This window comes from Sphingomonas citricola, assembly GCF_019429535.1.
Taxonomy (GTDB): domain Bacteria; phylum Pseudomonadota; class Alphaproteobacteria; order Sphingomonadales; family Sphingomonadaceae; genus Sphingomonas; species Sphingomonas citricola.
The window spans coordinates 135,369-157,685 of the sequence record NZ_JAHXZM010000002.1; the positions used below are offsets into that span (position 1 = coordinate 135,369).

The following is a 22,317-nucleotide window of genomic DNA, read 5'->3' on the forward strand; positions in this document are numbered from 1 at the left end:
ACTCCCGCGCAACGCCAACGCGCCGCGCGGGAGTTTTCCGGGGGCGTCGATCCTTACCGTTTGTCCAGCCGCACCTTCGCGCCGGCGTAGAAATAGCGGCCGACTGGCGAGATCGGGACGTTGGTCTGGAACCCGATGTCGGGTTTCTGATCGGCGAGATTATTAACGCCGGCGTAGAAGGAGAAACCGTCGTCAACCTCCAGCTGCGCCTGCAGGTCGTGCTGCCACAATTCCTTGTAGCGGAAGTAGCGGGGGTCGACGTAGCTGGGGTTGTTGTCGGTTTCGAACCGCGTGAAGCGGCGCACGCCGTCCTGCCAGCGCAGATTGTAGCTGAGCGTCAGCGGACCGTTGATCCACGTCGGCGAGAAGGTCGCATTCCAGCGCGGGCGGAAGATCTGGTCGACGTTGTTCTCGACCTGCGCGCCGGGTGTCGCGACCTGTTCGAGCTTGTCGAGGTAGCCGCCGACCAGGCGGAGGTCGAACGTGCCCGCGCGCGCGGTGGTGAAGCGGTAGGCGACGTTCAGCTCGGCCCCCGCGGTGCGGAACGCCGACACGTTCGCCGGGCGGATCGTATAGCCGTTGATGTAGCCGCTGCCCTGCCGCCGCGTGATCTGCGCGCAGAACGGATTGTCGAGCGTCGGCTGGTCGACGCACAGTTCGGCGATGCTGTTGGCAGCGCCGCCGTCGGGATTGTTGATCGCGCCGCGCAGGTTGATGTTGTACCAGTCGACCGCGATTGACAGCCCCGGCACGAAATCGGGACGCAGCACGACGCCCGCGGTCCAGGTACGTGCGACCTCCGCTGCCAGATCGGGGTTGCCCGACACCGAGCCGGGGATGAAGATGTTGGCGTCGGGATTGTTCTGCGCGGTGAAGGTCGCGGGGTTGCCGCCGAGTCCGTTGATCAGAGCGACGCAATTGGCGGCGCGCGACGCGCTGCCCGCGTTGCGGTTGCCGAGGTAGCACGGGTCGGAGAAGAACGCGCTCGACCCCGTGCTCGGGCGGAACAGCTCGCCGATGTTGGGCGCGCGCACCGAGCGGCCGTAGGAGCCGCGGAAGCTGATCGCCGCGATCGGCGCCCAGATGCCGTTGAACTGGTACGCGCGGGTCGAGCCGACCGTCGAATAATCGGAATAGCGCCCCGCCGCGCCGACCGACAGCAGGTGAAAGAACGGCCGGTCCTTGACCAGCGGCGCGTTCAGCTCGCCGAACGCTTCCCACACGTCGAACTTGCCCGACGAGGGCGTCGGGATGATGTATTCGTCATATTGGTAGAATTGATTGTCGACGAGCGCCTGCGCAGGCGAGAAGCGGCTCGTCTCGCGGCGGTATTCGCCGCCCGCCGCGAAGGCGACTGGACCGCCGGGCAGCTCGAGGAACTGGCCGAAGTCGCCGGTCAGCGAGGCGTTGACGACGTTCTGCGTGATCCGCGCGTTGCTCTGCGGATTGCTCAGGTAATAATCGAACGAGGCCGGGTCGACGGTGTCGCCGCCGAAGGTGTTGACCGGCAAACATCCCGCCGCGCGCGCGCTCGCCGAGCGGCATACGATCGTGCCGTTCGGCCCACGCACCGCGTCGAGCGCCTCGAGGAAGCGGGTGTTGAGACGGTCGTTCAGCTTGTTCGCGCGGACCTCGGTCTGGCCGTAGGTGTAATAGACGTCGTAGCTGGCATGGTCGCTGATCCGCCCCGCGACGTCGATCACGCCGCGATAGGTGCGGCGGCGATCGGTCTCGCCGCGGCGCGGAATGTCGAAATTGTTGCGGTTGACGTCGATTGAGGTCAGCCCGGCGGCGAGCGCGGCATTCAGGATGCTCGCGGGGATGTACGGATTGTCGAGCGCGATCGTCGCGGGGTAATTGCCGCCGTAACCGCTGAAGCTGGTGACGGTCGACTGAACGAACTTGCCCTCCAGGCTGATCTTGAACGCATCCGACGCATCGTAATGCGCGAGCGCGTTGACCGCGTGGCGGCGCGTGCGCGGATAGATGTCGCCGATATAGCCCGCGACCGGCGTGTCATCGCCGCCGATCGTGTAGCCGTCGTTGGCGAGGAAGCGCCCCGGCGTGTAGATCGCGCCGTCGCCGCGGAACGTCTGGTCGCCGATGTACACGATGCCCTGGTTCGAGCTGTACGGGTAGCGCAGGTCGCCGACCGGCCCCTTCTGGTAGCTGCCCGCGCGGATCGGATCGTAGCCGTCGACGTTGACGAAATACTGCCGCTTGCCCTGCGCGAGGTAATCGCGGTCGTCGTTGGCGAGCGGCTGGTCGGCGTTATATTCGTAGGCGAGCGTCACGTTGCCGCGGCCGTCGGCGAAGTTGCGCCCCGCCACCAGCGAGGCGAAGCGGTTGGCAGCGTCACCGCGCTCCGAGATGCCGAATTGCGAGCGGGCGGCGACGCCGTCGAAGTCGCGCTTCATCACGAAATTGACCACGCCCGAGACGCCGTCGGCGCCGTAGACCGCGGATGCCGCGCCCGTCAGCACGTCGACGCGCTCGATCAGGTCGACGGGGATCGCGTTGATGTCGACCGCGGCGGTGTCGGGCTGGCCCGCGACGTGACGACGGCCGTTGACGAGCACCAGCGTGCGCGTCGGCCCGAGCCCGCGCAGGTCGAGCAGGTTGAGCCCGACCTGGCCGAAGCTGCCGTCCGACTGGTTGCTGCCCGCGGTGCGGGTGTTGTCGAGCGAGTTGGTGAGCGCGGGCACGCGTTGCAGGAACGCGGTGACATTGGTGTTGCCCGACTGTTCGAGCGCGGCGGCACCGAACGACACGATCGGGGTCGGCGCCTCGTAATCGGGGCGGCGGATGCGCGAACCGGTGACGACGATATCGCCGTCCGTTGATGCGGCGGGATCGGTCGCTGGATCGGCGGGGGGCGCCGGATCGGCGGTCGATTGCGCGGCGACGGGCGCGGCGCTCGGTGGAACGGCTTGCGCGTAGGCGAGCGGCGACACGAAAAGCGCTGCGCCGGAAAGCCAGCGGCAGCGGTGGAAACGCGACATGATAATCTCCCTGTTGCCCCGTGGGCGCGCCGGCTTGTCCCCCGCCGGCATGTTGCAGTGATCTTACGCCGGTCCCGCTGTGGAGAACATAGATTAAATTGTGCCACCGGGTGGTGCGCGCCGGGGCAATGCGCCATGGTCGCGGTGATGGGGGAAGGGACCGGATGGACGCGGCGTGCCGCGCTTGGGCTGATCCCCGCGCTAGGCCTCGCGGGATGCGCCGGGCGCAGCGATGATGCGGGCACCGCACCGCTCAGCATGTGGGCGATGAGCTGGGAAGGCGATTATTCGCCGTTCCTGATGCCGCGCTTCACCGCGCGGACCGGGATCGACGTCGACGTGCAGTCGCTGCCGACGACCGCGAGCCACGAGAAGCTGCTGACCGCCTTCGCCGGCGGCGCGATGCCCGACGTGCTGATGCTGTTCAACACCTGGGTGAAGGAGTTCGCGACGATCGGCGCGCTCGCGCCGGTGACGGCAGCACCGCTGGTCGCGGACGTGTTCCCCGCGCTGCGCGCCTCGACGCGGGTGGGCGGACATGATTACGCGGTGCCCTGGTCGGTCGCGCCGCAGGTGCAATTCTACCGTCGCGACATTCTGGCGGAGGCAGGCTACGACGCGCCGCCCCAGGATTGGGCGGGGTGGCGAACGATGGCGCGCGCGATCAAGCGGCGGCGGCCCGACGATTACGTCTTTTTGATGCTGCTCAACTGGCCGACTGCGCTCGTCACGATGTTGTCGCAGGCGGGCGCGGCGATGTTGCGCGATCACGACACGCGCGGCGATTTCCAAACGCCCGAGGCACGGGAAGCGTTCGCTTATTACGTCTCGCTTTACACCGACGGTTACGCGCCGATGGTGCTGTCGACCGAGATGCAGGACCCCGTCGCCGCGTTCGCGACCGGTTACTGCTCGGTCTGGCCGAGCAGCCCGCCGACGCTGAAGGATTTCGCGCGCCGCGCTGATCTGATCCCGGCCGACAAATGGAGCACCGCGCGGCTGCCGGGCCCCAACGGTTACGGCGCGGTGTCGGGGTTGAGCGCGAGCCTGTGCGTGTCGACGCAGACCAGGCGCCCGCGCGAGGCGTGGGCGCTGGTGCGCCATCTGACCTCGGTCGAAAGCGAGCTCGACTATCAGCGGCTGATCGGCAATTTGCCCGCGCGCACCGACGCGTGGGGCGCGCCGCAGCTCGCGCTGCCGGTGTTGCGCCCTTTCGCCAAGCAAACGCGCGCGCTGTCGGTGACCCCCAACGTCATCGAGTGGGAGCGTATCCAGATCGAGATCCAGTCGGCGGCCGAGCGCGTGATCCGCGGCGTCCAGACGCTCGACGCGGCGCTCACCGCGCTCGACGAGCGGGTCGATCGCCTGCTTGCCAAGCGGCGCGCGCTGTTGAACCGGGGCGTGATCGCGTGACGCGGCAGGAACGCGCCGGCTGGCTGTTCGCCGCCCCCGTGCTCGCGATCATCGCGCTGGTGTTCGTGCTGCCGACCGCGCTGGCATTGTGCCTGTCGGTCACCGATTATTCGATCTACGCGCTCGCCGACTGGTCGAACCTGCGTTTCGTGGGGCTGGGCAATTTCACCGACCTGCTCTCGACCCCCCTGTTCTGGCGCGCGCTCGCCAACACGCTGATCTTCGCGGCGCTGGGCGTGCCGATGGCGATCGGCACGTCTTTGTTCGTGGCGCTGCTGCTCAACGACGCGACGGTCCGGTGGAAGCCGTTGTGGCGCGTGTTGCTGTTCGCGCCCTACGTCACCAGCATCGTCGCGACCGCGGTGGTGTGGCGGTTCCTGTTCAACCAGCGGTTCGGGTTGATCAACCGCGCGCTGGGGGCGATCGGCGTCGCGCCGGTCGACTGGCTCGGCAACCCGCACCTCTCGATCCCCGCGATCCTGATCTTCGTCACGTGGAAGGTGTTCGGCTACAACATGATCGTCTTCACCGCCGCGCTGGCCGCGGTGCCGCAGGACCTGATGGAGGCGGCGCGGCTCGACGGCGCGTCGCGCTGGGCGCGGTTCCGCCACGTGACGCTGCCCGCGATCGGTCCGACGCTGCTGCTCGCGACCGTGATGAGCGTCGCGGGGTTCCTGCAGATCTTCGCCGAGCCGTACGTGATGACGATGGGCGGACCCGCGCAGAGCACGACCACGCTGCTCTATTTCATGTTCGACGAAGGCTTCAAATGGTGGAACCTGGGGCAGGCGAGCGCAGTCGCGTTCGTGTTGTTCGTGATGACGCTGGCGGTCACCGTCGTGCAGACCCGGCTGGGGCGGCGGCGCGAATGGCTGTGACTCGGCGAATGGCGGTGACGCGGCTGCGGCCCTTCCTCGCGACCGCAGCGGTCGCGCTGCTGACTGCGCTGACGGTGCTGCCGCTCGCTTACATGGTGATCGTGTCGTTCATGCCGCGCGGTGAATCGACGACGCTGCCGACCCCGCTATGGCCGTCGCGCTGGAGCATCGAGAATTATTACGAGCTGCTCGTCCGCCGGCAGTTCGACGGCGCGTGGTTCGATTACCGCATCTTCCCCGCGCTGCTGAACAGCCTGCTGGTCGCCGCGATCTCGACCCTGCTCGGGCTCGTGCTGACGGTGCCGGCGGGATATGCGTTCGCCAAGCTGCGCTTCCGCGGCCGCGCGCGGTTGCTGCAAATGCTGGTCGCCGCACTGGTGGTGCCGGGGCAGGTCGCGATGCTGCCATTGTTCCTGATCTTCAAGGAGCTACGGCTGGTCAACAGCTACGCCGGGGTGATCCTGCCTAGCCTCGCGGGCATCTTCGCGGTGCTGTTCGTGCGGCAGGCGACGCTTGCCATCCCCGACGAGATGATCGACGCCGCACGGATCGACGGCGCGAGCGAGCTGCGCATCTTTGCGCAGATCGTGCTGCCGCTCCTCACCCCCGTCGTCGTGACGCTGGCGGTGTTCATGTTCCTGGGGAGCTGGAACGATTTCCTGTGGCCGCTGATCGTGCTGGTCGACCAGCATCTCTACACGCTGCCGGTCGCGGTCGCCGCGATCTCACGCGAGCATGCCGCCGACGGCGAGTTGATGATGGCCGCTGCGGTGGTGACGACGATGCCGGTGCTGCTGCTATTCCTCGCACTCCAGCGTTATTACCTGACCGGGCTGCTGGGCGGCAGCGTCAAGGGTTAGAGGGTTTCAGGGGGTGCACGCGTTCGGTGGGTAGGCGCGGCCGTTGGGCGCGAACAGGTGGGTGTTGGCGGGATCGACCGCGAAGCGCAGCCTCTTACCCAGCGTCACCGCGCGCTCGCCGGGCAATTGCGCGACGAGCGTATCCGCTGCACCCCCCGCACCCAGATGCGCGAAGGACAGCGGGCCGAGCCGCTCGAACAGTTCCACCGTGCCGGCGAAGGGGCCGTCGTCGGCGGCGAACAGATGCTCGGGGCGGACGCCGAGCGTGGCGGGCGCGCCGAGCGCCGATCGGGGCACGGCGGCCGCGGTTCTGACCACCGCGCCGTCGGGCAGCCGCACCGACGTCCCCGCGTCGTCGCATGCGTCGATCGTCACCGCGACGAAGTTCATCCCCGGCGATCCGATCGCGGTCGCGACAGCTAGCGTCGCGGGGCGGCGATAGACGTCGAGCGGTGCGCCGACCTGCTCGATCCGCCCCTCGCTCATCACCGCGATCCGGTTCGCGAGCGTCATCGCCTCGAGCTGGTCGTGCGTCACGTAGATCATCGTGCTGCCGAGCTGCTGATGGAGCCGCGCGAATTCGTGCCGCATCCGTGCGCGCAGCGCCGTGTCGAGGTTCGACAAGGGTTCGTCGAGCAGCAGCACGCGCGGATTGCGCACGACCGCGCGCGCGATCGACACGCGCTGGCGCTGCCCCCCCGACAAGGCGCGCGGGCGCCGGTCGAGCAAGGCGTCGAGGTCGAGCATCGCGGCGACCGACGCCACGCGCTCGGCGATCTCGCGCTTGGGAACGCCCGCGACCTTCAGCGGGAAGGCGATGTTCTGCGCGACCGAGAGGTGGGGGTAGAGCGCGTAGGACTGGAATACCATCGCGACGCCGCGGTCGGAGGGTGCCGCGTCCGTGACGTCGCGCCCCGCGATCGAGATCGATCCCGCGCTCGGCTCCTCCAGCCCCGCGATCATCCGCAGCAGCGTCGACTTGCCGCATCCCGACGGCCCGACGAGGACGAGGAATTCGCCGTCCTCGATGTGCAGATCGGTCGGGTGAAGGACGACCGCGTCGCCGAACCGCTTGGTCAGGCCCGAAATCTCGACAGCGCTCAATCCGTATCCTCTCCGGCGCGGGCAGCAGCGACTGCCGATCGTCTGGTGACTGTCCTAGGATAAGAAGCGCGCCTTGTCTCGAACGCCGGATGCGGCCCGCGCGGTTTCGCGACACGCGGGTCGACGGGCGGTGGTGGCGGGTGCGTGCCGGCCGGGAACGACGTGCCGTCTCGCTCGCTTCAACCGCACGGACGCCGATGTTCGACGGAGATTCCCAATGGCCGATCGCTTGGCTGCAACGCTGTACCGCATGGTGCTGCCCGATCATGTCTGCCCGTTCGGCGTTCGCGCCAAGGAGATGCTCGACGACGCAGGGTTCGCGGTCGACGATCGCATCCTCCGCTCACGCGACGAGGTGGAGGCGTTCAAGGCGGAGCACGGCGTCGCCACCACGCCGCAGGTGTTCATCGACGGCGAGCGGATCGGGGGCAGCGACGACCTCGAACGCTATCTGGCGAAGGGGTGAGCGCGTGGTGCGGGACGGATGCGACGTGGCGAGCATGGCCGGTCGCCGTGATCGCCGTCTTGCACGGGGCATCGCGCGGTGAAGCGCGTCACCGTCTGGCATGACGGAAGCTGCCCCTTGTGCCAGCGCGAGATCGCGCTGATGCGTCGGCTCGACACACGCGGGGCGATCGATTTCGTCGATGTCGCGGGCGCCGGCCACTGCCCGCTCGATCGCGCGGCGATGCTCGCACGCTTTCACGCGCGCGAGGAGGGCGGGCCGCTCTTGTCGGGCGCCGCGGCCTTCGCCGCGATGTGGCGCGCGATCCCGCTGCTCCGTCCGCTCGGCGAGTTGGCTAGAAACCACGTCATCCTGTGGTTGCTGGAGCGTTCGTACCGCGGCTTCCTGCGGGTGCGCCCGCGACTGCAGCGCTGGCTGACGCGGAAGGTCGCACGGGCATGAGGCCGCGGCCCGCCCCCGTGGCACCCGGCCAGGAAAGCGTGTGGGACTATCCCCGCCCCGCGATCGCCGAGCCGAGCGGCCGGCACGTCCGCATCGAGCATCGCGGCGTGGTGGTGGCGGATACGAGCGCCGCGATCCGCACGCTGGAGACCAGCCATCCGCCGACGTGGTACCTGCCGCCCGCGGCGCTGACCCCGGGATTGCTGCGCCCGTCGTCGCGCCGCTCGTTCTGCGAGTGGAAGGGGGAGGCCGTCTATTGGCACCTCCACGTCGGCGACGCGGTGCTGCGCGACGTGGCGTGGAGCTACCCCGATCCGACGCGGGACTTCGCGATCCTGCGCGACCATGTCGCCTTCTATGTCGCGCCGCTCGACCATTGCAGCGTCGACGGCGAGCAGGTGACCCCGCAGCCCGGCGGCTTCTACGGCGGGTGGATCACGTCCGATCTGGCTGGCCCGTTCAAGGGCGTGCCCGGCAGCATGGGATGGTAGACGCACTGCCGGCAGGATTGCGCGATTGGCGCGAGGCGCCGCGCGTCCGCGTGCTGAGGGACGGGCGGCCCGACGAGGCGGGGCGCTTCGTCCTGTGCTGGTTGCAGCAGGCACTGCGCGCGCGCGACAATCCGGTGATCGACGCGAGCATCGTGCTCGGCAACGCGCTGGGGTTGCCGGTGCTCGTCTACCACGGCCTGCGCGAAGATTATCCCTACGCCTCGGATCGGCTGCACCATTTCATCCTCGGCGCGAGCCGCGATCTGGCGCAGGGATGCCGCGAGCGCGGCCTCGCCTTCGCCCACCATCTCGATCGTGCGGAGCGGCGGGAGAAGGGGCTTGTCCACCGGCTGGGCGCCAACGCGGCCGCGATCGTGCTCGAGGATCAGCCGACCTTCGTCGCGCGCTGGCAAGCCGACCGCGTCACCCGGCGCGCGGCCGTGCCGGTCTACGCGGTCAATGCCGCCTGCCTCGTGCCGCCCGCCGTGCTGGGCGACGGCATCCGCGGGCGATCGGGCTTCCTGCGCCAGCACGAACCGCGACGCGCCGAATGGCTGGCGACCGACGGGGCCGAGCCGACGCAGCCGGCCTATGTCGGCCCGCTGCCGTTCACGCCCGACCGGCTCAAAGAGATCGACACCGACGCGCTCGTCGCCGATCTGGCGATCGATCACACGCTGCCGGTCAACCCGGTGTTCCAGGCCGGGCGCGCGGCGGCCGAGCGGCAGTTGCGCCGCGCGGTGGCGGAGGTGTTGCCCGGCTATGCCGCGACGCGGAACGACGCGACGCGGCCGGACGGCGCGAGCGGCCTGTCGCCGTACCTCCACTTCGGTGTGTTGGGCCCGCGGGAGGTCATGGCGGCGGTCGAGGCATCGGCGGCGGGGGCGAAGCACAAGACGAAGTTCGCCGACGAACTACTCGGCTGGCGCGAATGGTTCCATTATCAGGCGTGCGCGCTGGCCGCGCCCGAACGCTACGACCGCGTCGCGGGCTGGGCCGTCGACACGCTCGCGGCGCACGCGCGCGATCCCCGCCCCGCGATCGAGACGCTCGACGCGCTGCTCCACGGCGAAACCCGCGACGAAAGCTGGAACGCGTGCCAGAAGCAGTTCCTGCTCGACGGCTGGATGCACAACAATCTGCGGATGTACTGGGCCAAGCGCATCATCGCGATGACGCCGAGCCCGGAGGCGGCCTGGGCGACGGCCTGTTACCTCAACGACCGGTTGAGCCTCGATGGCCGCGATCCCTCGACCTACGGCAATATCGCCGCGATGTTCGCGGGCACGCCGTCGGAGCATGAGCGGCCGATCTACGGCCGCGTCGCGACGCGCGGCGACGGATCGACCCGCAGCAGGAGCGGCGGCGACCGATGGCTCGCGGCAGCGGCGGCGCGCGCGGTGCCGCGGGTATCGGTCCCGGCGGCCGTGCCGGTCGACCCGTATCTGACCGGCGAACCCGCGGCCTGAAGCGGTGCCAAAGGTGAGCGAGCGGAGGCGGCACGCCGGCGGCGCTTCCCTCGGGTCCGCATCCGCCGCTATACGCGGCCACCGCAGCGTGCGCCGGCTCTCTCCGCCGACGCCACCGGATTGAGCAATGGCCAGACGTTCGAAACACGATCCCTACGACCACCTGCCGCGCGAAGACGAGGCACCGGCCACCGCGGTGCCGTGCTGGCTGTGCAGCCGTCCGACCGGCGCGACGATCGTGTGGCACCATCCGGTGCCCAAGAGCCGCGGCGGGCGCGACGTCGTGCCGATGCACCCGATCTGCCAGCAGACGCTGACCGCCAACTTCACCAATTCGGAACTGCAGCGGCACGGAATGGACGTGACCGGACTGCTCGACAATCCGAACGTCCGCAAGTTCGTCGACTGGGTGGCGAAGAAGGACCCCGATTTCACGGCCACGATCACGAAGAAGCAGCGCTGAGCATCCGCCGCGGCCGCTCCTTTTTCGCCCGCGCGAGGGTGATGAGAAAAAAGCGCATTTTCTCCTGCGTTTGACGTCAGCCTCGCTTGCGCGTTGCCGAGGTCGCGGTCACGATGCGGCCATGATCCGCTGGCTCCCGCTCGTTCTCCTCGCCACCACCACGCTCGCCACCACCACGCTCGCCACCACCACGCTCGCCGACGCCGCCGAGCCGCGACCGCCGATCCTGTCGCCCGCGCGGATCAAGGCCGACGTGAAGACGCTCAGCGCCGATGATTTCCACGGCCGCGGGCCGACGCAGGCGGGCGAGCCGATCACGCTGTCGTTCCTCGAACAGCGTTTCGCCGCACTCGGGCTGAAACCGGCGGGCGATAAGGGTTTCCGCCAGACGGTGCCGCTGCTGCGCTGGACGCGCGACGCGGCGCGGTTCCAGCTGTCGTTGAACGGTGCGACGCGCGCGCTTCGCCCCGGTGTCGAGATCGCGGCATCGTCGCGGATCGTCGGCGCGACCGCACTGGACCGCGCGCCCGTCGTGTTCGTCGGGTACGGCGTGGTCGAACCCAGGCTCGGTTACGATCCGTATCAGGGCGTCGACGTGCGCGGGAAGGTCGTCGTCGCGCTCGCGGGCGATCCCGATGTCGAGGCGGGGCGCGACCTGGGGTTCGGCGGCCGCGCGTCGAGCCCGGCCGCGCGCACCAAGCTGGCCGAGGCGCAGAAGCGCGGCGCCGCCGCCTTTTTCCAGATCCACGATACCTTTCCGTCGAGCTATCCGTGGCTCCAGCTCGCCAACAGCGACGCGGTGCCGGGCTACGCGCTCGACACCGGAACCGTGCCGCCCGCCTTCGGCATCCGCGGCACGTTGCGGAACGACATCGGCGTCGCGATGCTGAGGCAGGGCGGTCTGGATTACGCCGCCGCGAAACGCGCCGCGCAGGCGGCCACCTTTCGCGCGGTCGAGCTGAAGGGCGTGAGTTTCTCGGGCGAGGTCCGCACCAGCCTCGACCGCGCGGTCAGCCACAATATAGTCGGCGTGCTGCCGGGGACCGACGCGAAGGCGGGGAGCATCCTCTACGGCGCGCACTGGGACGCGTACGGCGAGAATGCGTTCGACCCGCCCGCCGATCGCATCCGCAACGGCGCGGTCGACAACGGTAGCGGCACCGCAACGCTGCTGGAGATCGCGCGCACGTTCGCGAAGGCGCCGCGGTTGCGCCGGTCGGTCGTCTTCGCGCTGTGGACCGCGGAGGAGAAGGGGCTGCTCGGCGCGAGCTGGTACGCGGACCATCCGGCATTGCCGCTCGCGACCACCGCGGCGCAGTTCAACCTCGACCCGCACGTCGTGCTCGGGCGGACGCGCGACCTCGAGCTGATCGGTGTCGGGCGAACGCCGCTGGAGGCGGACCTGCAACGGGTGGCGGCAACGCAGGGGCTGCGGATCGTGCCCGAGGAGAATACCGAGGCGGGCTGGTATTACCGCTCCGACCATTATGCGCTGGCGCAAAAGGGCGTCCCCGGCGTCTATTTCCGCGCCGGGCACGATCTGGTCACCGGCGGCATGGCGGCGGGCGAGCGCGAGCGGTCGCGCTACAATGCCGAATGCTATCACCAGACCTGCGACGAATTCAAACCTGGGTGGGACATGACGGGCGCGGCGCAGGAAGGCAGCGTCGCTTACGCGCTCGGCCGCGAGATCGCGGGCGGGGCGGCGTGGCCGACGTGGAACGCATCCGAGCCGTTCCTCGCCGAGCGCGCCAAGAGCGACGCGGAGCGGCGCTGACGCGCTACTGGCCCGGCCGGTAGCGTCGCTCGACGTGCCCCGCCAGTTCGTCGGGGTAGAAATAGATCGGGCGCAATTGCCCCCTCGCGTAGCGGTCGATCTGATCGGCGAAATGTGGCGAGGCGGGATTGCCGCTCTGCCCGCCCGCCATCACCGCGCTCGCCTTCACGCGCGGACCGAACTCGACCACCGCGACGAAGCTGTTGCCGCTGGTGCCGTAGTAGCGCTTCGTGCCCGGCCACGTCTTCGCGCCGAACGAGGCAAGACTGCCCCATTGCGCCGAGGTGAAGGGCACCGGGATCGACGCGCGCGCGTCGTTGAAATGCGGCTGGATCGCGTCGTCGAGCCGCTGGAACCGGTTGATCGCGCGCCACGGCGTCCGCCAGTCACCGAAATCGCGCGTCAGCCGCGCGACCGCCGCATCGAGCGCGGCGAGCCTGGACGCTGCGTCCACGCGCGTGGCGATGTAATCGGGCACGTTGACGCGCTCGGCCTGCGCGACGCTGCCGACCTCGCGCCAGAGCTGGTCGCCCCAGAAGACCGCGAGACTGGTCGCGACCGAATCGTACGCCCAGCGGTGATCCCAGCGCGCCAGCGTCGCGACCGGTGCCGCCAGCCGTGCGCGTTGCGGATCGCGCGGGGGCAGCGCACGCCATGCTGCGACGAGCCCCGGCAGCAGCCGCGCGAAGGCGGGGAGGTACGGATCATAAGCGGCGTCGCGAAGCCGGCCGGACGTCCAGCCACGCTTGCCGGTCAGCAGCAGGTCGGCGTGCTCCCCCCGCGCATTGCCGCCGACCTGATCCATGTAGTGCGGGTAATCCTTCGCCCTCGGGCTGTCGGGGCCCGCCGCGCTCCACGGCCAGTCGTTGGTGTTGTGGACCCAGCCGACGCGCGGGTTGGCGACGCTCGGCAGGCTCGGCAGCGAATGCAGCCCGCGCCAGTCGGTCGCGGGATCGCTGCCGTCGACCGGGCGGGTATAGTCGAACCGGTCGTCGCGCACCGGCATGAACTGCGGCATCAGAAATGCGATTTCGCCGCGGTCGTCTGCAAACAACGTGTCGTTCGACGAATTCGCCTTGCGCTCGGCGACCGTCAGATAATCGGCGAGGTTCGTCGCCTTGGTACGCAGCCAGCTCTGCTCGAGCGCCGGGATCGGTCGCCACATCAGCGCGGTCGCGATCCAGCGCCCGTCCTTCGCCGCGACGACCGGGCCGTGGTGCGTGCGCCACGTCGTGAAGCGACGTTCCCCGATGCTGCCGTCGGCGCGGCGGACGCGGATCGTGACGACGCGCGGCGTGAGCGGGCGCGTCTCCGCTCCGTAGCTATACGTCCAGCCACCCGGGCGCCGCGTCACGCGTTCGGCGAACTGATCGACATTGTCGACGGTCGACGAGGTATGCATCCACCCGGCGTGCGCGTTGAACCCCTGATAGACGAAGAACTGCCCCCAGGTGCTGGCACCGTAGGCATTGAGCCCCGCGTCGCTCGTAATCTGCGCCTCCGAGCGGAAATAGAAGCTGGTGTGCGGGTTAATCAGGAGTAGCGCGTGGCCGTCGCGGGTCAGTTTGGGCGCAATCGCGATGCCGTTCGATCCCGACGGTTCGCGCGGGATCGTGCCGCGCTCCTCGGGCGTGGGCGGGGTCGGCTGGCCGTAGAAGGTCTGCAGCTCGGACAGTGAGATCCGCTCGATGTCACCGCCGATGCTGCCTTCGGTGAAGCTGAGCGCCATCCACGGCTCGAACCGCGTCAGCACCTTCGGTTTCGTCGCGGTGTGCGTCGCGAGATAATAGTTCAGCCCATCCGCCCACGCCTGCATGAGCGCGCGCAGCCACGCGGGGCTGGCGGCATATTGCGCGCGCAGCTCGGCCTCGTCGACAAACAGGCGCTGGCGCAGGTCGGCCCAGACCGCCGTCTCGCCCTCGGCCTCGGCGGTACGGCCGAGCGCGGTCAGGTAATTCGCCTCGACGCGCGCGAAATCGTCCTCGGCCTGCGCGTAGGACATGCCGAACACCGCGTCGGCGTCGCTCTGCCCGTGGATATGCGGGATGCCCCAGTCGTCGCGCGTGATCGTCACCCGCGCGGCTTGTGCCTGCCAGCGCGCCCGATCCGGGTCGGGCGCGGCTGCCACATTCGTCATCGCGACGGCGAGAAGCAGCGGATTGCGCGCGCGGCGAAGGAGCCTATCCATGACGTGAAGTCTAGGACGGGGAGAGCGCGATGACCATGCGGTGGCTGTTGATGGCGGCGACGCTGCTGCTGGGCGGCGCGGCGGCAGCACCGAGTGATCCGCCCGCGCTGCTGCTGCGCCCCGCGGGCGTGTTCGACGGGGTGGACGGCATCGTCCATGCCGGGTGGCAGGTGCTGGTGCGCGGCGACCGGATCGCGGCGGTCGGCCCGTCGCTGTCGGTGCCAGCGGGTGCGCGCGTCATCGATCTGGCGGGCGCGACGCTGATGCCGGGGATGATCGAGGGGCACGGCCACCTGTTCCTCCACCCGTACGACGAGGCGAGCTGGGACGATCAGGTGCTGCACGAGCCGCTCGCGCTGCGTACCGCGCGCGCGGTGGCGAACGCGCGCGCGACGCTGCGCGCGGGCTTCACCAGCGAGCGCGATCTCGGAACCGAAGGCGCGGGCTACGCCGACGTCGGACTGAAGCAGGCGATCGACCAGGGGATCGTCGAGGGCCCGCGGCTGAGCGTCGCGACCCGCGCGATCGTCGCGCTCGGCGCGTATGGCCCGAAAGGGTTCGAGCCCGGCGTCGCGATCCCGCAAGGGGCGGAGGAAGTGTCGGGAACGGACCAGATGGTCGCCGCGGTCCGCCGGCAGATCGCGGCGGGGGCCGATTGGGTGAAGCTCTACGCCGACTATCGCTGGCGCAGCGGCGAGGACGCGCGCGCGACGTTGAGCGTGGACGAGATCAAGGCCGCGGTCATGGCGGCGCACGATGCCGGGCGTCCGGTCGCGGTCCACGCCTCGACCGCGGAGGGGATGCGTCGCGCGGTCGCGGCAGGCGTCGACACGATCGAGCACGGTTACGGCGGGACGCCCGCGATCTTCGCGAGCATGGCCGCGAAGGGGATCGCGCTGTGCCCGACGCTCGCCGCGGCGGACGCGAGCGCGCGCTATCGTGGCTGGACCGGCGCGGAGCCTGCGCCGCCCGCGGTTCGCACCGCGCGCGATAGCTTCCGCGCCGCGCGCGCGGCGGGCGTGCCGATCTGCATGGGCGGCGACGTCGGCGTCTACGCGCACGGCAGCAACGCGCGCGAAATGGTGCTGATGGCGGCAGGCGGGATGACGCCCGCGCAGGTGCTGATCGCCGCGACCTCGGGCAACGCGCGCTGGATGCGGATGGGCGACCGGCTGGGTGCGGTGAAGCCGGGGTTGCTCGCCGATCTGGTCGCGATCGCGGGCGATCCGACCGCCGACATCGCCGCGGCCAAGGCCGTACGTCTGGTGATGAAGAACGGCGCGGTGGTCGCGCCGAACGTCGAATGACGGGTGGTTCGAGCTGACGTCGCGCGGGATATTGCGGTGCGGGGCGGGACCGCGCGCGATCGTCGCGTCGACGGACGCTTTAGCGCTTCACCGCGGATCACCGCGCCACTAGGCTCCCCCCGATCATCATCGGGGGACCAGAATGCGCAACCTGCCTTGGCTCATCGCCGCCGCTCTCGTGGTCGCGGCACCCGCAGGGATCGCGGCGCAGACGCCCGCGGCGCTGGCCGTCCCCGTCGAGGACGCGCGCTTCTACGCATTCCTCGACCAGGAATTCGCCGCGGCGCTGCGCGATCGTCCGCAACTGGCGACGCAGCTGGGCATGAAGGACGGGCAGGACCGGCTCGACGACATCAGCGACGCGGCTGAACTGCGCCGGCTGGATTGGCGTCGCGGCAGCGTTTCGCGGATGAAGGCAGCGTTCGACCGGGCGAAACTGTCGCCGGGCGCCCAGGTCAATTACGACATCTGGGCGCTCGAACTCGACCGCGCCGAACTCGGCTACCGCTTCCGGTTGCAGGCGCCGCCCTTTTATTCGTTTCTCTATTCGGCGCACGCGCAACTGCCGAACTTCATGATCAACACGCATACGGTGCAGGATGCGCAGGACATGCGCGCCTATGCCGCCCGGTTGCGCGCGATGCCCGCTGTGCTCGACACAGCCATCCAGCAGAGCCGCGTGTCCGACGCCGCCGGCGTGCGTGCGCCGCGATTCCAGATCGAGCGCATCATCAGCGGAAGCCGCGCGATCGTGACCGGCGCGCCGTTCGATGGCGGTCCGGCCTCGCCCTTATGGGCCGACGCGCAGGCGAAGGTCGCCAAGCTCAAGGACGGCGGAAAGGTCACCGCTGCCGAAGCGACGACCCTGCTCGCCGACACGCGCGCCGCGTTGCTGACGATCAAGCCGGCGTACGACCGCGTGATCGGCTGGGCCGAGGCCGACCTGCCGACCGCGCCGAGCGGCCGCGTCGGCGCGCTGACCCTGCCCGATGGGGCTGCGTGGTATGCCGCGGCGCTGAAGCTCAACACCACGACCGACCTGACCGCGGATCAGATCCACAAGATCGGTCTGGCCGAGGTGAAGCGGATCGAGAACGAGCAGGACGCGGTCGCGCGCGCGGCCGGACTGAAGGACCGCCACGCCTTCTACGCGCAAATCGCACAGCGTTTTCCCGTCGTGCCGTGGAACGACCAATTGCGGGCGAAATATCTGCGCGACGCGAATGCCGCGCTCGCGTTCAATCGCACCTTGCTGCCCAAATACTTCGGAAAGCTGCCGGTCCACGCGATGGAGGTCGTTCGCGAGCCGTCGTTCAGCGAGGTCGCGGGCGGCGCGGCGCACGCCGCCGGACCAAGCCGCGACGGCGCGCGTCCGGGCCGCGTCTACGTCCACCTGCTCGGCACCACCGACGCGACCCCGCCGTCGGCGCTGCGCGACCTGATGTGCCACGAAGGCGTGCCGGGTCACGTGATGCAGGGCGATATCCAGGTCGGCCAGAGCGGCGGGCCGAAGTTCCGGCAGAGCACACGTTACGTCGCGTTCGGCGAGGGCTGGGGCCTGTATGCCGAGGCGTTGTGCAAAGAGATGGGAGCCTATCCCGAGCCGTCGGACGATTTCATGCGGCTCGACGCCGAGCTGTTCCGCGCCGCGCGGCTGGTCGTCGACACCGGCATCCATGCCGAGGGATGGACTGAGCAACAGGCGATCGATTATCTCGTCAACACCGGGCGCGCCGCTCCCGATCAAGGGCGATCCGAGGTACGCCGCTATATCACGCTGCCGGGGCAGGCGACGGGCTACAAGATCGGGATGATCAAGATCGTCGAGCTGCGCCGCCGCGCTGAACGCGAACTCGGGGCGAAATTCGACATCCGCGGCTTCCACGACCTGCTGATCGGATCGGGCTCACTGCCGCTGCCGATCCTCGAGCGACAGGTCGACGGCTGGATCGCGATGCGTCGACGTAGCTGAGCGGCGGGGTCGGCAACGGTTCCGGCGGGGCGGCTATCGGCGGTGCGTCGTCGTGCGGGGGGCAGGGGGCGGCGATGAACTCGAGTCGTCTTACGAACCGCGCCGATCGCCGCGCTAGACGTGTGACAGCGCGCCGGCGAGGATGACCGGGCCCGTCGGCTGACCGGTCGGCGAGCCGCCCGCGGGCTCGACCGAAACGGCGAGCTGGTCCCCGGCGGCGAGCCGCTGCGACCGCGATACCGTCAGCCGAGGGTCGCCCGCTTCCGCGAGCACGCCCAGCGAGACGGGCTTGCCGCCCGCGGGGATGCGCCACAGCTCACCCGCCCGCCCGCCGGGTACGGCGACGCTGGTCGACAGGCGCAGCGTCGCCGTATCGCGGTCGAACACCGCGACGATCGGCTGCGCCGCGGCCTTGTCGGTCGGGAGCAGCGACGCGACGAGCAGGTCGGGCGATGTCGCGACCGTCGGCGGGGCGGGCACTTGGACCGTGCGCGTGACGGGATGCGTCCACGCGATGATCGAGGCCGCCAGCGCGCCGAGCGCGCCGCCGATGCCGATCCACCGCCAGCGCGACCGACCACGCGGTTCGCCAGGCAGGGGGATCGTCAGCCGCTGTTCGATCCGGTCGCGCAGTGCCGCGGGCGGTTCGACCTCCTCCGCGGCGTCGAGCAGCGGTGCCATCTGTTGGTGCCACCATTCCACCTCGCGCGCGAAGGCGACGTCGTGCGCGGCACGCGCCGACGCGCGCGCGTGTTCGTCGCCGGTCAGGAGCCCGATCGACAATTCCGCGGCGAGCAGACGATCGTCATCCGTCATCGCGCAGGCACTCGCGAAGCCGGATCAGGGCGCGGCGGATCATGCTCTTCATCGTCGGCAGCGGCGTCGCCGACCGTTCCGCGACCTCGGCGTAGGTCAATCCGTCGACAAAGGCGGCGCGAATGGCCGCGCGGGGTCGGTCGTCGAGGCTGTCGACGCAGTGCCGCAGCCGCGCGTGCTCCTCCGCGATCACGAGCAGTTGCTCGGCGAGGAGGCCGTCGTCGGGGAGGGTCGTGGCGATCGCGTCGCTCGCGCCGTCGCTCGCCACGAGGTGGAGCGGACGCGCGCGCCGCCAGTCGAGCGCGCGGTTGCGCGCGATGGTGCACAACCACGTCACGGGATTGCCCCGCGCCGGCTCGTACGCGCCCGCGCGCCGCCAGATGATGAGATAAACTTCCTGCAACACGTCCTCGGCTGCCTGTCGTTCACCGCAGATACGTAGGCAGATGCCAAATAGCTTCGGTGCCGTCATGTCATAAACATGACGAAACGCCCGCCGGTCACCGCCCGCGCTTTCGGCAAGTGCGGTGATCAGCGCCTTTCGGCGTGCCAGCGCGTCAGTTTGATCGACCGTCACTTTTTTATGACCGTGCCCGCATCCTATCCCGGATTAACCCCGTACCTCCAAGCGCCCACGTGATGGAAGCCGTTGCGTGACGATTTTCCGTGGGCGGGAGGTGCCTAGTGACGATGCAGGACGTTCGAGCCGAGCAGGATCAGTTGATCGAGACCTTTGACGGGCGCGCCCGTCGCCGCGCGGATCGACGCGCGTTCTTTACCGCGGCACTCGGCGTCGCCGCCGCAGGGAGCGCGTTCGCCTACGCCGATCCGGCGCTGGCGCAGACCGCCGTGACCGACAACGACGTGCTCAATTTCGCGCTGAACCTCGAATATCTCGAGGCGCAATTCTACCTCTACGCGGTCAACGGCAGTGGCCTTGCCAGCACCCTGACCGCGAGCGGCAGCGGCGCGGCCGGCGGCACCGTCACCGGTGGCGCGCAGGTCAATTTCTCCGGCGATCCGCTGGTGGGCGCCTACGCGCGTGAGATCGCGGAGGACGAGCGCGCGCACGTCGCGTTCCTGCGCACCGCGCTCGGTTCGGCGGCGGTGGCGATGCCCAACATCAACATCAGTGGCGACGCGAACGGTGCGTTCACCGCGGCGGCGCGCGCGGCGGGCGTGGTCGGCGCGACCGAGACGTTCAACCCCTATTCCTCGCCGACCAACTTCCTGCTGGGCGCGTTCATCTTCGAGGACGTGGGCGTTACCGCCTACAAGGGCGCGGCGCCGCTGCTGAGCAACAAGACCTTCCTGGAGGCCGCGGCTGGCATCCTGGCGGTTGAGGCGTATCACGCCGCGATCGTGCGCACGACGCTCTATTCGAAGGGCGTGCAGGGGTTGATCGACGCGACCGAGAAGATCTCGAACGCGCGCGACACGCTCGACGGCAACCCGACGCTCGACGCGGTGCGCGGCATCGGTCCCGACGACGATCAGGGCATCGCGCCCTCGGGTAGCGGGACGACGCTGACCGCCAATCTGGCGCCGCTCAACAGCAACGGCCTCGCCTACAGCCGCACGCCCGGGCAGGTGCTCAACATCGTCTACCTGAACGCCGGCACCGCCACGATGGGCGGCTTCTTCCCCAACGGCGTCAACGGAAACATCAAGTCGACCACCTGATGGGTGTCGTCCGGCTGATGAATTCCACCGACGTTCTCAAGGAAAGTTTCACATGATCGACCCGTTCAAAGCCATCGAGATCCTCTCGGCCGCCGAAAACCGCCGTGCCGCGCGGCGCGGTTTCCTGAAGGCCGCAGGCGGCGGCGCCGTCCTGCTCGGCGGCGCGTCGCTCCTTTCGGCGTGCAAGGAAGACCAGAACTACCCGCCGACGCCGCAGCCCACCCCGACGCCGACCCCCACGCCGACGGCGGTGAGCGACAGCGACATCCTGAACCTCGCGCTCAACCTCGAATATCTCGAAGCGCAATTCTACCTCTACGCGGTCAACGGTACCGGTTTGTCCGCCGCGCAGACGGCGAGCGGATCGGGCGCTGCGGGCGGTACGGTGACGGGCGGCGCCAAGGTCGACTTCACGGGTGACCCCGTCGTCGGCGCCTATGCGCGCGAGATCGCGGCGGACGAGGCCGCGCACGTCGCGTTCCTTCGCACCGCGCTCGGCTCGGCGGCGGTGGCGATGCCCAACATCAACATCGACGGCGGTGCGAACGGTGCCTTTACCGCCGCGGCGCGTGCCGCCGGCGTGATCGGTGCGAGCGACACGTTCAATCCGTATTCGTCGCCCGAGAACTTCCTGCTCGGGGCGTTCATCTTCGAGGACGTGGGCGTCACCGCCTACAAGGGTGCAGCCCCGCTGCTGTCGAACAAAACCTATCTCGAAGCGGCCGCGGGTATCCTCGCTGCCGAATCGTACCACGCGGGGATCGTCCGCACGGTACTCTACGCGAAGGGCATGTCGACCACCGCGCTGATCACCGCGACGACCAAGATCTCCGACGCGCGCGATCTGCTCGACGGTACGCCGACGAACGACGACATCCGCGGCATCGGGGCGGATGACGATCAGGGGCTGGTCGGAGCGAACAACACCGCTAACCTCGTGCCCGCCAACACCAACGGGCTCGCCTACAGCCGCAACAGCCAGCAGGTGCATAACATTGTGTACCTGAATGCGACCGGTGCCAACCGGACCGGTGGCGGCTTCTTCCCCAACGGCACCAACAACCCGAACGCATCGCTGCGCGTCGGTCTTTCCTGAGCAAACAGGGCGCTCGAACCGGCTATTCGGTTCGAGCGCCCGTCCCTTTGATCACGTCGCAGACTGACGTGATTCCGGCCTGAGCGCGTTCGGATCGCGTACCGCGGCACCCCAGATCGTCCGTCGAACAAGACATCTCCTTTCGCGACCGCTACCAATGCGCAGCAGGTCGGGCGCGCAGCCGCGTGTGCGAACGGTAGCGAGGGATCGGATGTCATGAAGCTGCTGCTGGTCGAGGACGATGCCGAGTTCGCCACCACATTGTCGCAATCGCTCGAGGCGCTCGACCATCAGGTGACCGTCGCGGCGGACGGACTGGCGGCGATCGATGCCAACGATCGCGAGCGTTTCGATGCGGTCATCCTCGACCGGATGCTGCCGCACATGGAAGGCACGACACTGGTGGAACGGCTGCGCGAGCGCGGACAGACGCTGCCCGTGCTGATGCTCTCCGCGCTCGGGCATTCGATCGACAAGGTCGACGGTCTGAAGGCGGGGGCGGACGATTACATCGTCAAGCCGACGCCGGTCGGCGAGATCGACGCGCGGCTGACCGCGCTGGTACGTGCGCGGGGGTGGAAGGGGGAGGGGGCCAACACCTTGCGCGCCGGACGGATCCTCGTGAACCCGGGTAAGCACCGCGCGTGGTACGGCGACGACGCGCTCGACCTTTCCAATCTCGAGTTCAAGCTGCTGAGCGAACTGGCGCGCAACGCGGGCAGCTTCGTCACCCGCACGATGCTGCTGGAGCGGGTGTGGGGATATGATTTCGAGCCCGCCACCAACATCATCGAGGTGCAGGTCCGCTCGCTGCGGCGAAAGCTGACCGCGAACGGCGCCCCCGACCCGATCGTTACCAAGCGCGGCGTGGGATATATGCTGGAGCAGTGA

General features: G+C 69.2%; 19 protein-coding genes and 1 pseudogene. 14 read left to right on the forward strand and 6 right to left on the reverse strand.

Annotated elements, in window-relative coordinates:
* Positions 1–53 precede the first annotated feature (53 nt).
* Positions 54–3,002, reverse strand: coding sequence for a TonB-dependent receptor plug domain-containing protein (locus KZ810_RS04520; RefSeq protein ID WP_219767831.1), 2,949 nt, complete (start codon positions 3,000–3,002; stop codon positions 54–56).
* Between the two features lie 135 nt (positions 3,003–3,137).
* Here KZ810_RS04520 and KZ810_RS04525 point away from each other — a divergent pair, with 135 nt between their 5' ends.
* From KZ810_RS04525 to KZ810_RS04535, 3 genes are read left to right on the forward strand one after another with little or no spacing between them, the layout of a single operon-like run.
* Positions 3,138–4,415 carry an extracellular solute-binding protein gene (locus KZ810_RS04525; RefSeq protein ID WP_219767832.1) on the forward strand — a complete coding sequence of 426 codons (1,278 nt, stop codon included), beginning with the start codon at positions 3,138–3,140 and terminating at the stop codon, positions 4,413–4,415.
* On the forward strand, positions 4,412–5,293 hold the full coding sequence (locus KZ810_RS04530) for a carbohydrate ABC transporter permease (RefSeq protein ID WP_219767833.1): 882 nt from the start codon (positions 4,412–4,414) through the stop codon (positions 5,291–5,293). The genes KZ810_RS04525 and KZ810_RS04530 overlap by 4 nt, the downstream gene beginning before the upstream one ends.
* Positions 5,284–6,153: a carbohydrate ABC transporter permease gene (locus tag KZ810_RS04535; protein ID WP_258044439.1), complete on the forward strand. Its 870-nt coding sequence runs from the start codon at positions 5,284–5,286 to the stop codon at positions 6,151–6,153. Before KZ810_RS04530 ends, KZ810_RS04535 begins: the two co-directional genes overlap by 10 nt.
* 6 nt (positions 6,154–6,159) lie before the next feature.
* On the opposite strand, the gene KZ810_RS17425 is transcribed toward KZ810_RS04535, so the two are convergent.
* Entirely contained in the window at positions 6,160–6,744 is a 585-nt protein-coding gene (locus tag KZ810_RS17425; protein ID WP_373369143.1) for a TOBE domain-containing protein, read from the reverse strand.
* 90 nt (positions 6,745–6,834) lie between these two features.
* A pseudogene (locus KZ810_RS17430) lies at positions 6,835–7,164 on the reverse strand (ABC transporter ATP-binding protein); the annotation flags it as partial.
* Positions 7,165–7,474: 310 nt separating this feature from the next.
* On the opposite strand from KZ810_RS17430, the gene KZ810_RS04545 reads away from it, so the two are divergent.
* The 6 genes from KZ810_RS04545 (at position 7,475) to KZ810_RS04570 (ending at position 12,364) form a co-directional block, all read left to right on the forward strand.
* A complete protein-coding gene (locus KZ810_RS04545; protein ID WP_258044441.1) occupies positions 7,475–7,723 on the forward strand; it encodes a glutaredoxin domain-containing protein in 249 nt (82 codons plus the stop codon).
* 78 nt (positions 7,724–7,801) lie between these two features.
* A complete protein-coding gene (locus tag KZ810_RS04550; RefSeq protein WP_219767835.1) occupies positions 7,802–8,164 on the forward strand; it encodes a thiol-disulfide oxidoreductase DCC family protein in 363 nt (120 codons plus the stop codon).
* Complete coding sequence (locus KZ810_RS04555) at positions 8,161–8,655, forward strand: DUF427 domain-containing protein (RefSeq protein ID WP_219767836.1); 495 nt, start codon at positions 8,161–8,163, stop codon at positions 8,653–8,655. Before KZ810_RS04550 ends, KZ810_RS04555 begins: the two co-directional genes overlap by 4 nt.
* Positions 8,649–10,124, forward strand: coding sequence for a deoxyribodipyrimidine photo-lyase (locus KZ810_RS04560; protein ID WP_219767837.1), 1,476 nt, complete (start codon positions 8,649–8,651; stop codon positions 10,122–10,124). The genes KZ810_RS04555 and KZ810_RS04560 overlap by 7 nt, the downstream gene beginning before the upstream one ends.
* Before the next feature lie 127 nt (positions 10,125–10,251).
* Entirely contained in the window at positions 10,252–10,587 is a 336-nt protein-coding gene (locus tag KZ810_RS04565; protein WP_219767838.1) for a hypothetical protein, read from the forward strand.
* A 121-nt stretch (positions 10,588–10,708) separates the two neighbouring features.
* Positions 10,709–12,364, forward strand: coding sequence for a M28 family peptidase (locus tag KZ810_RS04570; protein WP_219767839.1), 1,656 nt, complete (start codon positions 10,709–10,711; stop codon positions 12,362–12,364).
* A 4-nt stretch (positions 12,365–12,368) separates the two neighbouring features.
* Here KZ810_RS04570 and KZ810_RS04575 read toward each other — a convergent pair whose 3' ends face one another.
* A complete protein-coding gene (locus KZ810_RS04575; RefSeq protein ID WP_219767840.1) occupies positions 12,369–14,552 on the reverse strand; it encodes a penicillin acylase family protein in 2,184 nt (727 codons plus the stop codon).
* 35 nt (positions 14,553–14,587) lie between these two features.
* Between KZ810_RS04575 and KZ810_RS04580 the strand changes: the two genes are divergently transcribed.
* Complete coding sequence (locus tag KZ810_RS04580; RefSeq protein ID WP_219768355.1) at positions 14,588–15,859, forward strand: metal-dependent hydrolase family protein; 1,272 nt, start codon at positions 14,588–14,590, stop codon at positions 15,857–15,859.
* Between the two features lie 142 nt (positions 15,860–16,001).
* Positions 16,002–17,831, forward strand: coding sequence for a DUF885 domain-containing protein (locus KZ810_RS04585; RefSeq protein WP_219767841.1), 1,830 nt, complete (start codon positions 16,002–16,004; stop codon positions 17,829–17,831).
* A 114-nt stretch (positions 17,832–17,945) separates the two neighbouring features.
* On the opposite strand, the gene KZ810_RS04590 is transcribed toward KZ810_RS04585, so the two are convergent.
* Both KZ810_RS04590 and KZ810_RS04595 read right to left on the reverse strand, forming a co-directional pair.
* A complete protein-coding gene (locus KZ810_RS04590) occupies positions 17,946–18,647 on the reverse strand; it encodes an anti-sigma factor (RefSeq protein ID WP_219767842.1) in 702 nt (233 codons plus the stop codon).
* Entirely contained in the window at positions 18,637–19,119 is a 483-nt protein-coding gene (locus KZ810_RS04595; RefSeq protein WP_373369140.1) for a sigma-70 family RNA polymerase sigma factor, read from the reverse strand. The genes KZ810_RS04590 and KZ810_RS04595 overlap by 11 nt, the downstream gene beginning before the upstream one ends.
* Before the next feature lie 218 nt (positions 19,120–19,337).
* On the opposite strand from KZ810_RS04595, the gene KZ810_RS04600 reads away from it, so the two are divergent.
* The 3 genes from KZ810_RS04600 to KZ810_RS04610 all read left to right on the forward strand — a co-directional run bounded on the left by KZ810_RS04600 (position 19,338) and on the right by KZ810_RS04610 (position 22,317).
* On the forward strand, positions 19,338–20,330 hold the full coding sequence (locus KZ810_RS04600) for a ferritin-like domain-containing protein (protein WP_219767844.1): 993 nt from the start codon (positions 19,338–19,340) through the stop codon (positions 20,328–20,330).
* 52 nt (positions 20,331–20,382) lie between these two features.
* Positions 20,383–21,426: a ferritin-like domain-containing protein gene (locus KZ810_RS04605; protein WP_219767845.1), complete on the forward strand. Its 1,044-nt coding sequence runs from the start codon at positions 20,383–20,385 to the stop codon at positions 21,424–21,426.
* Between the two features lie 216 nt (positions 21,427–21,642).
* Positions 21,643–22,317, forward strand: a complete 675-nt coding sequence (locus tag KZ810_RS04610; protein ID WP_219767846.1) for a response regulator transcription factor — start codon at positions 21,643–21,645, stop codon at positions 22,315–22,317.

Coding starts and splice junctions, on each gene's coding strand:
- KZ810_RS04605 (WP_219767845.1), top strand. CDS start 20,383: ATGATCGACCCGTTCAAAGCCATCGAGATCCTCTCGGCCGCCGAAAAC.
- KZ810_RS04575 (WP_219767840.1), bottom strand. CDS start 14,552: ATGGATAGGCTCCTTCGCCGCGCGCGCAATCCGCTGCTTCTCGCCGTC.
- KZ810_RS04570 (WP_219767839.1), top strand. CDS start 10,709: ATGATCCGCTGGCTCCCGCTCGTTCTCCTCGCCACCACCACGCTCGCC.
- KZ810_RS04610 (WP_219767846.1), top strand. CDS start 21,643: ATGAAGCTGCTGCTGGTCGAGGACGATGCCGAGTTCGCCACCACATTG.
- KZ810_RS04555 (WP_219767836.1), top strand. CDS start 8,161: ATGAGGCCGCGGCCCGCCCCCGTGGCACCCGGCCAGGAAAGCGTGTGG.
- KZ810_RS04560 (WP_219767837.1), top strand. CDS start 8,649: ATGGTAGACGCACTGCCGGCAGGATTGCGCGATTGGCGCGAGGCGCCG.
- KZ810_RS04600 (WP_219767844.1), top strand. CDS start 19,338: ATGCAGGACGTTCGAGCCGAGCAGGATCAGTTGATCGAGACCTTTGAC.
- KZ810_RS04595 (WP_373369140.1), bottom strand. CDS start 19,119: ATGACGGCACCGAAGCTATTTGGCATCTGCCTACGTATCTGCGGTGAA.
- KZ810_RS04590 (WP_219767842.1), bottom strand. CDS start 18,647: ATGACGGATGACGATCGTCTGCTCGCCGCGGAATTGTCGATCGGGCTC.
- KZ810_RS17425 (WP_373369143.1), bottom strand. CDS start 6,744: ATGCGGCACGAATTCGCGCGGCTCCATCAGCAGCTCGGCAGCACGATG.
- KZ810_RS04535 (WP_258044439.1), top strand. CDS start 5,284: ATGGCTGTGACTCGGCGAATGGCGGTGACGCGGCTGCGGCCCTTCCTC.
- KZ810_RS04545 (WP_258044441.1), top strand. CDS start 7,475: ATGGCCGATCGCTTGGCTGCAACGCTGTACCGCATGGTGCTGCCCGAT.
- KZ810_RS04585 (WP_219767841.1), top strand. CDS start 16,002: ATGCGCAACCTGCCTTGGCTCATCGCCGCCGCTCTCGTGGTCGCGGCA.
- KZ810_RS04580 (WP_219768355.1), top strand. CDS start 14,588: ATGCGGTGGCTGTTGATGGCGGCGACGCTGCTGCTGGGCGGCGCGGCG.
- KZ810_RS04565 (WP_219767838.1), top strand. CDS start 10,252: ATGGCCAGACGTTCGAAACACGATCCCTACGACCACCTGCCGCGCGAA.
- KZ810_RS04520 (WP_219767831.1), bottom strand. CDS start 3,002: ATGTCGCGTTTCCACCGCTGCCGCTGGCTTTCCGGCGCAGCGCTTTTC.
- KZ810_RS04525 (WP_219767832.1), top strand. CDS start 3,138: ATGGTCGCGGTGATGGGGGAAGGGACCGGATGGACGCGGCGTGCCGCG.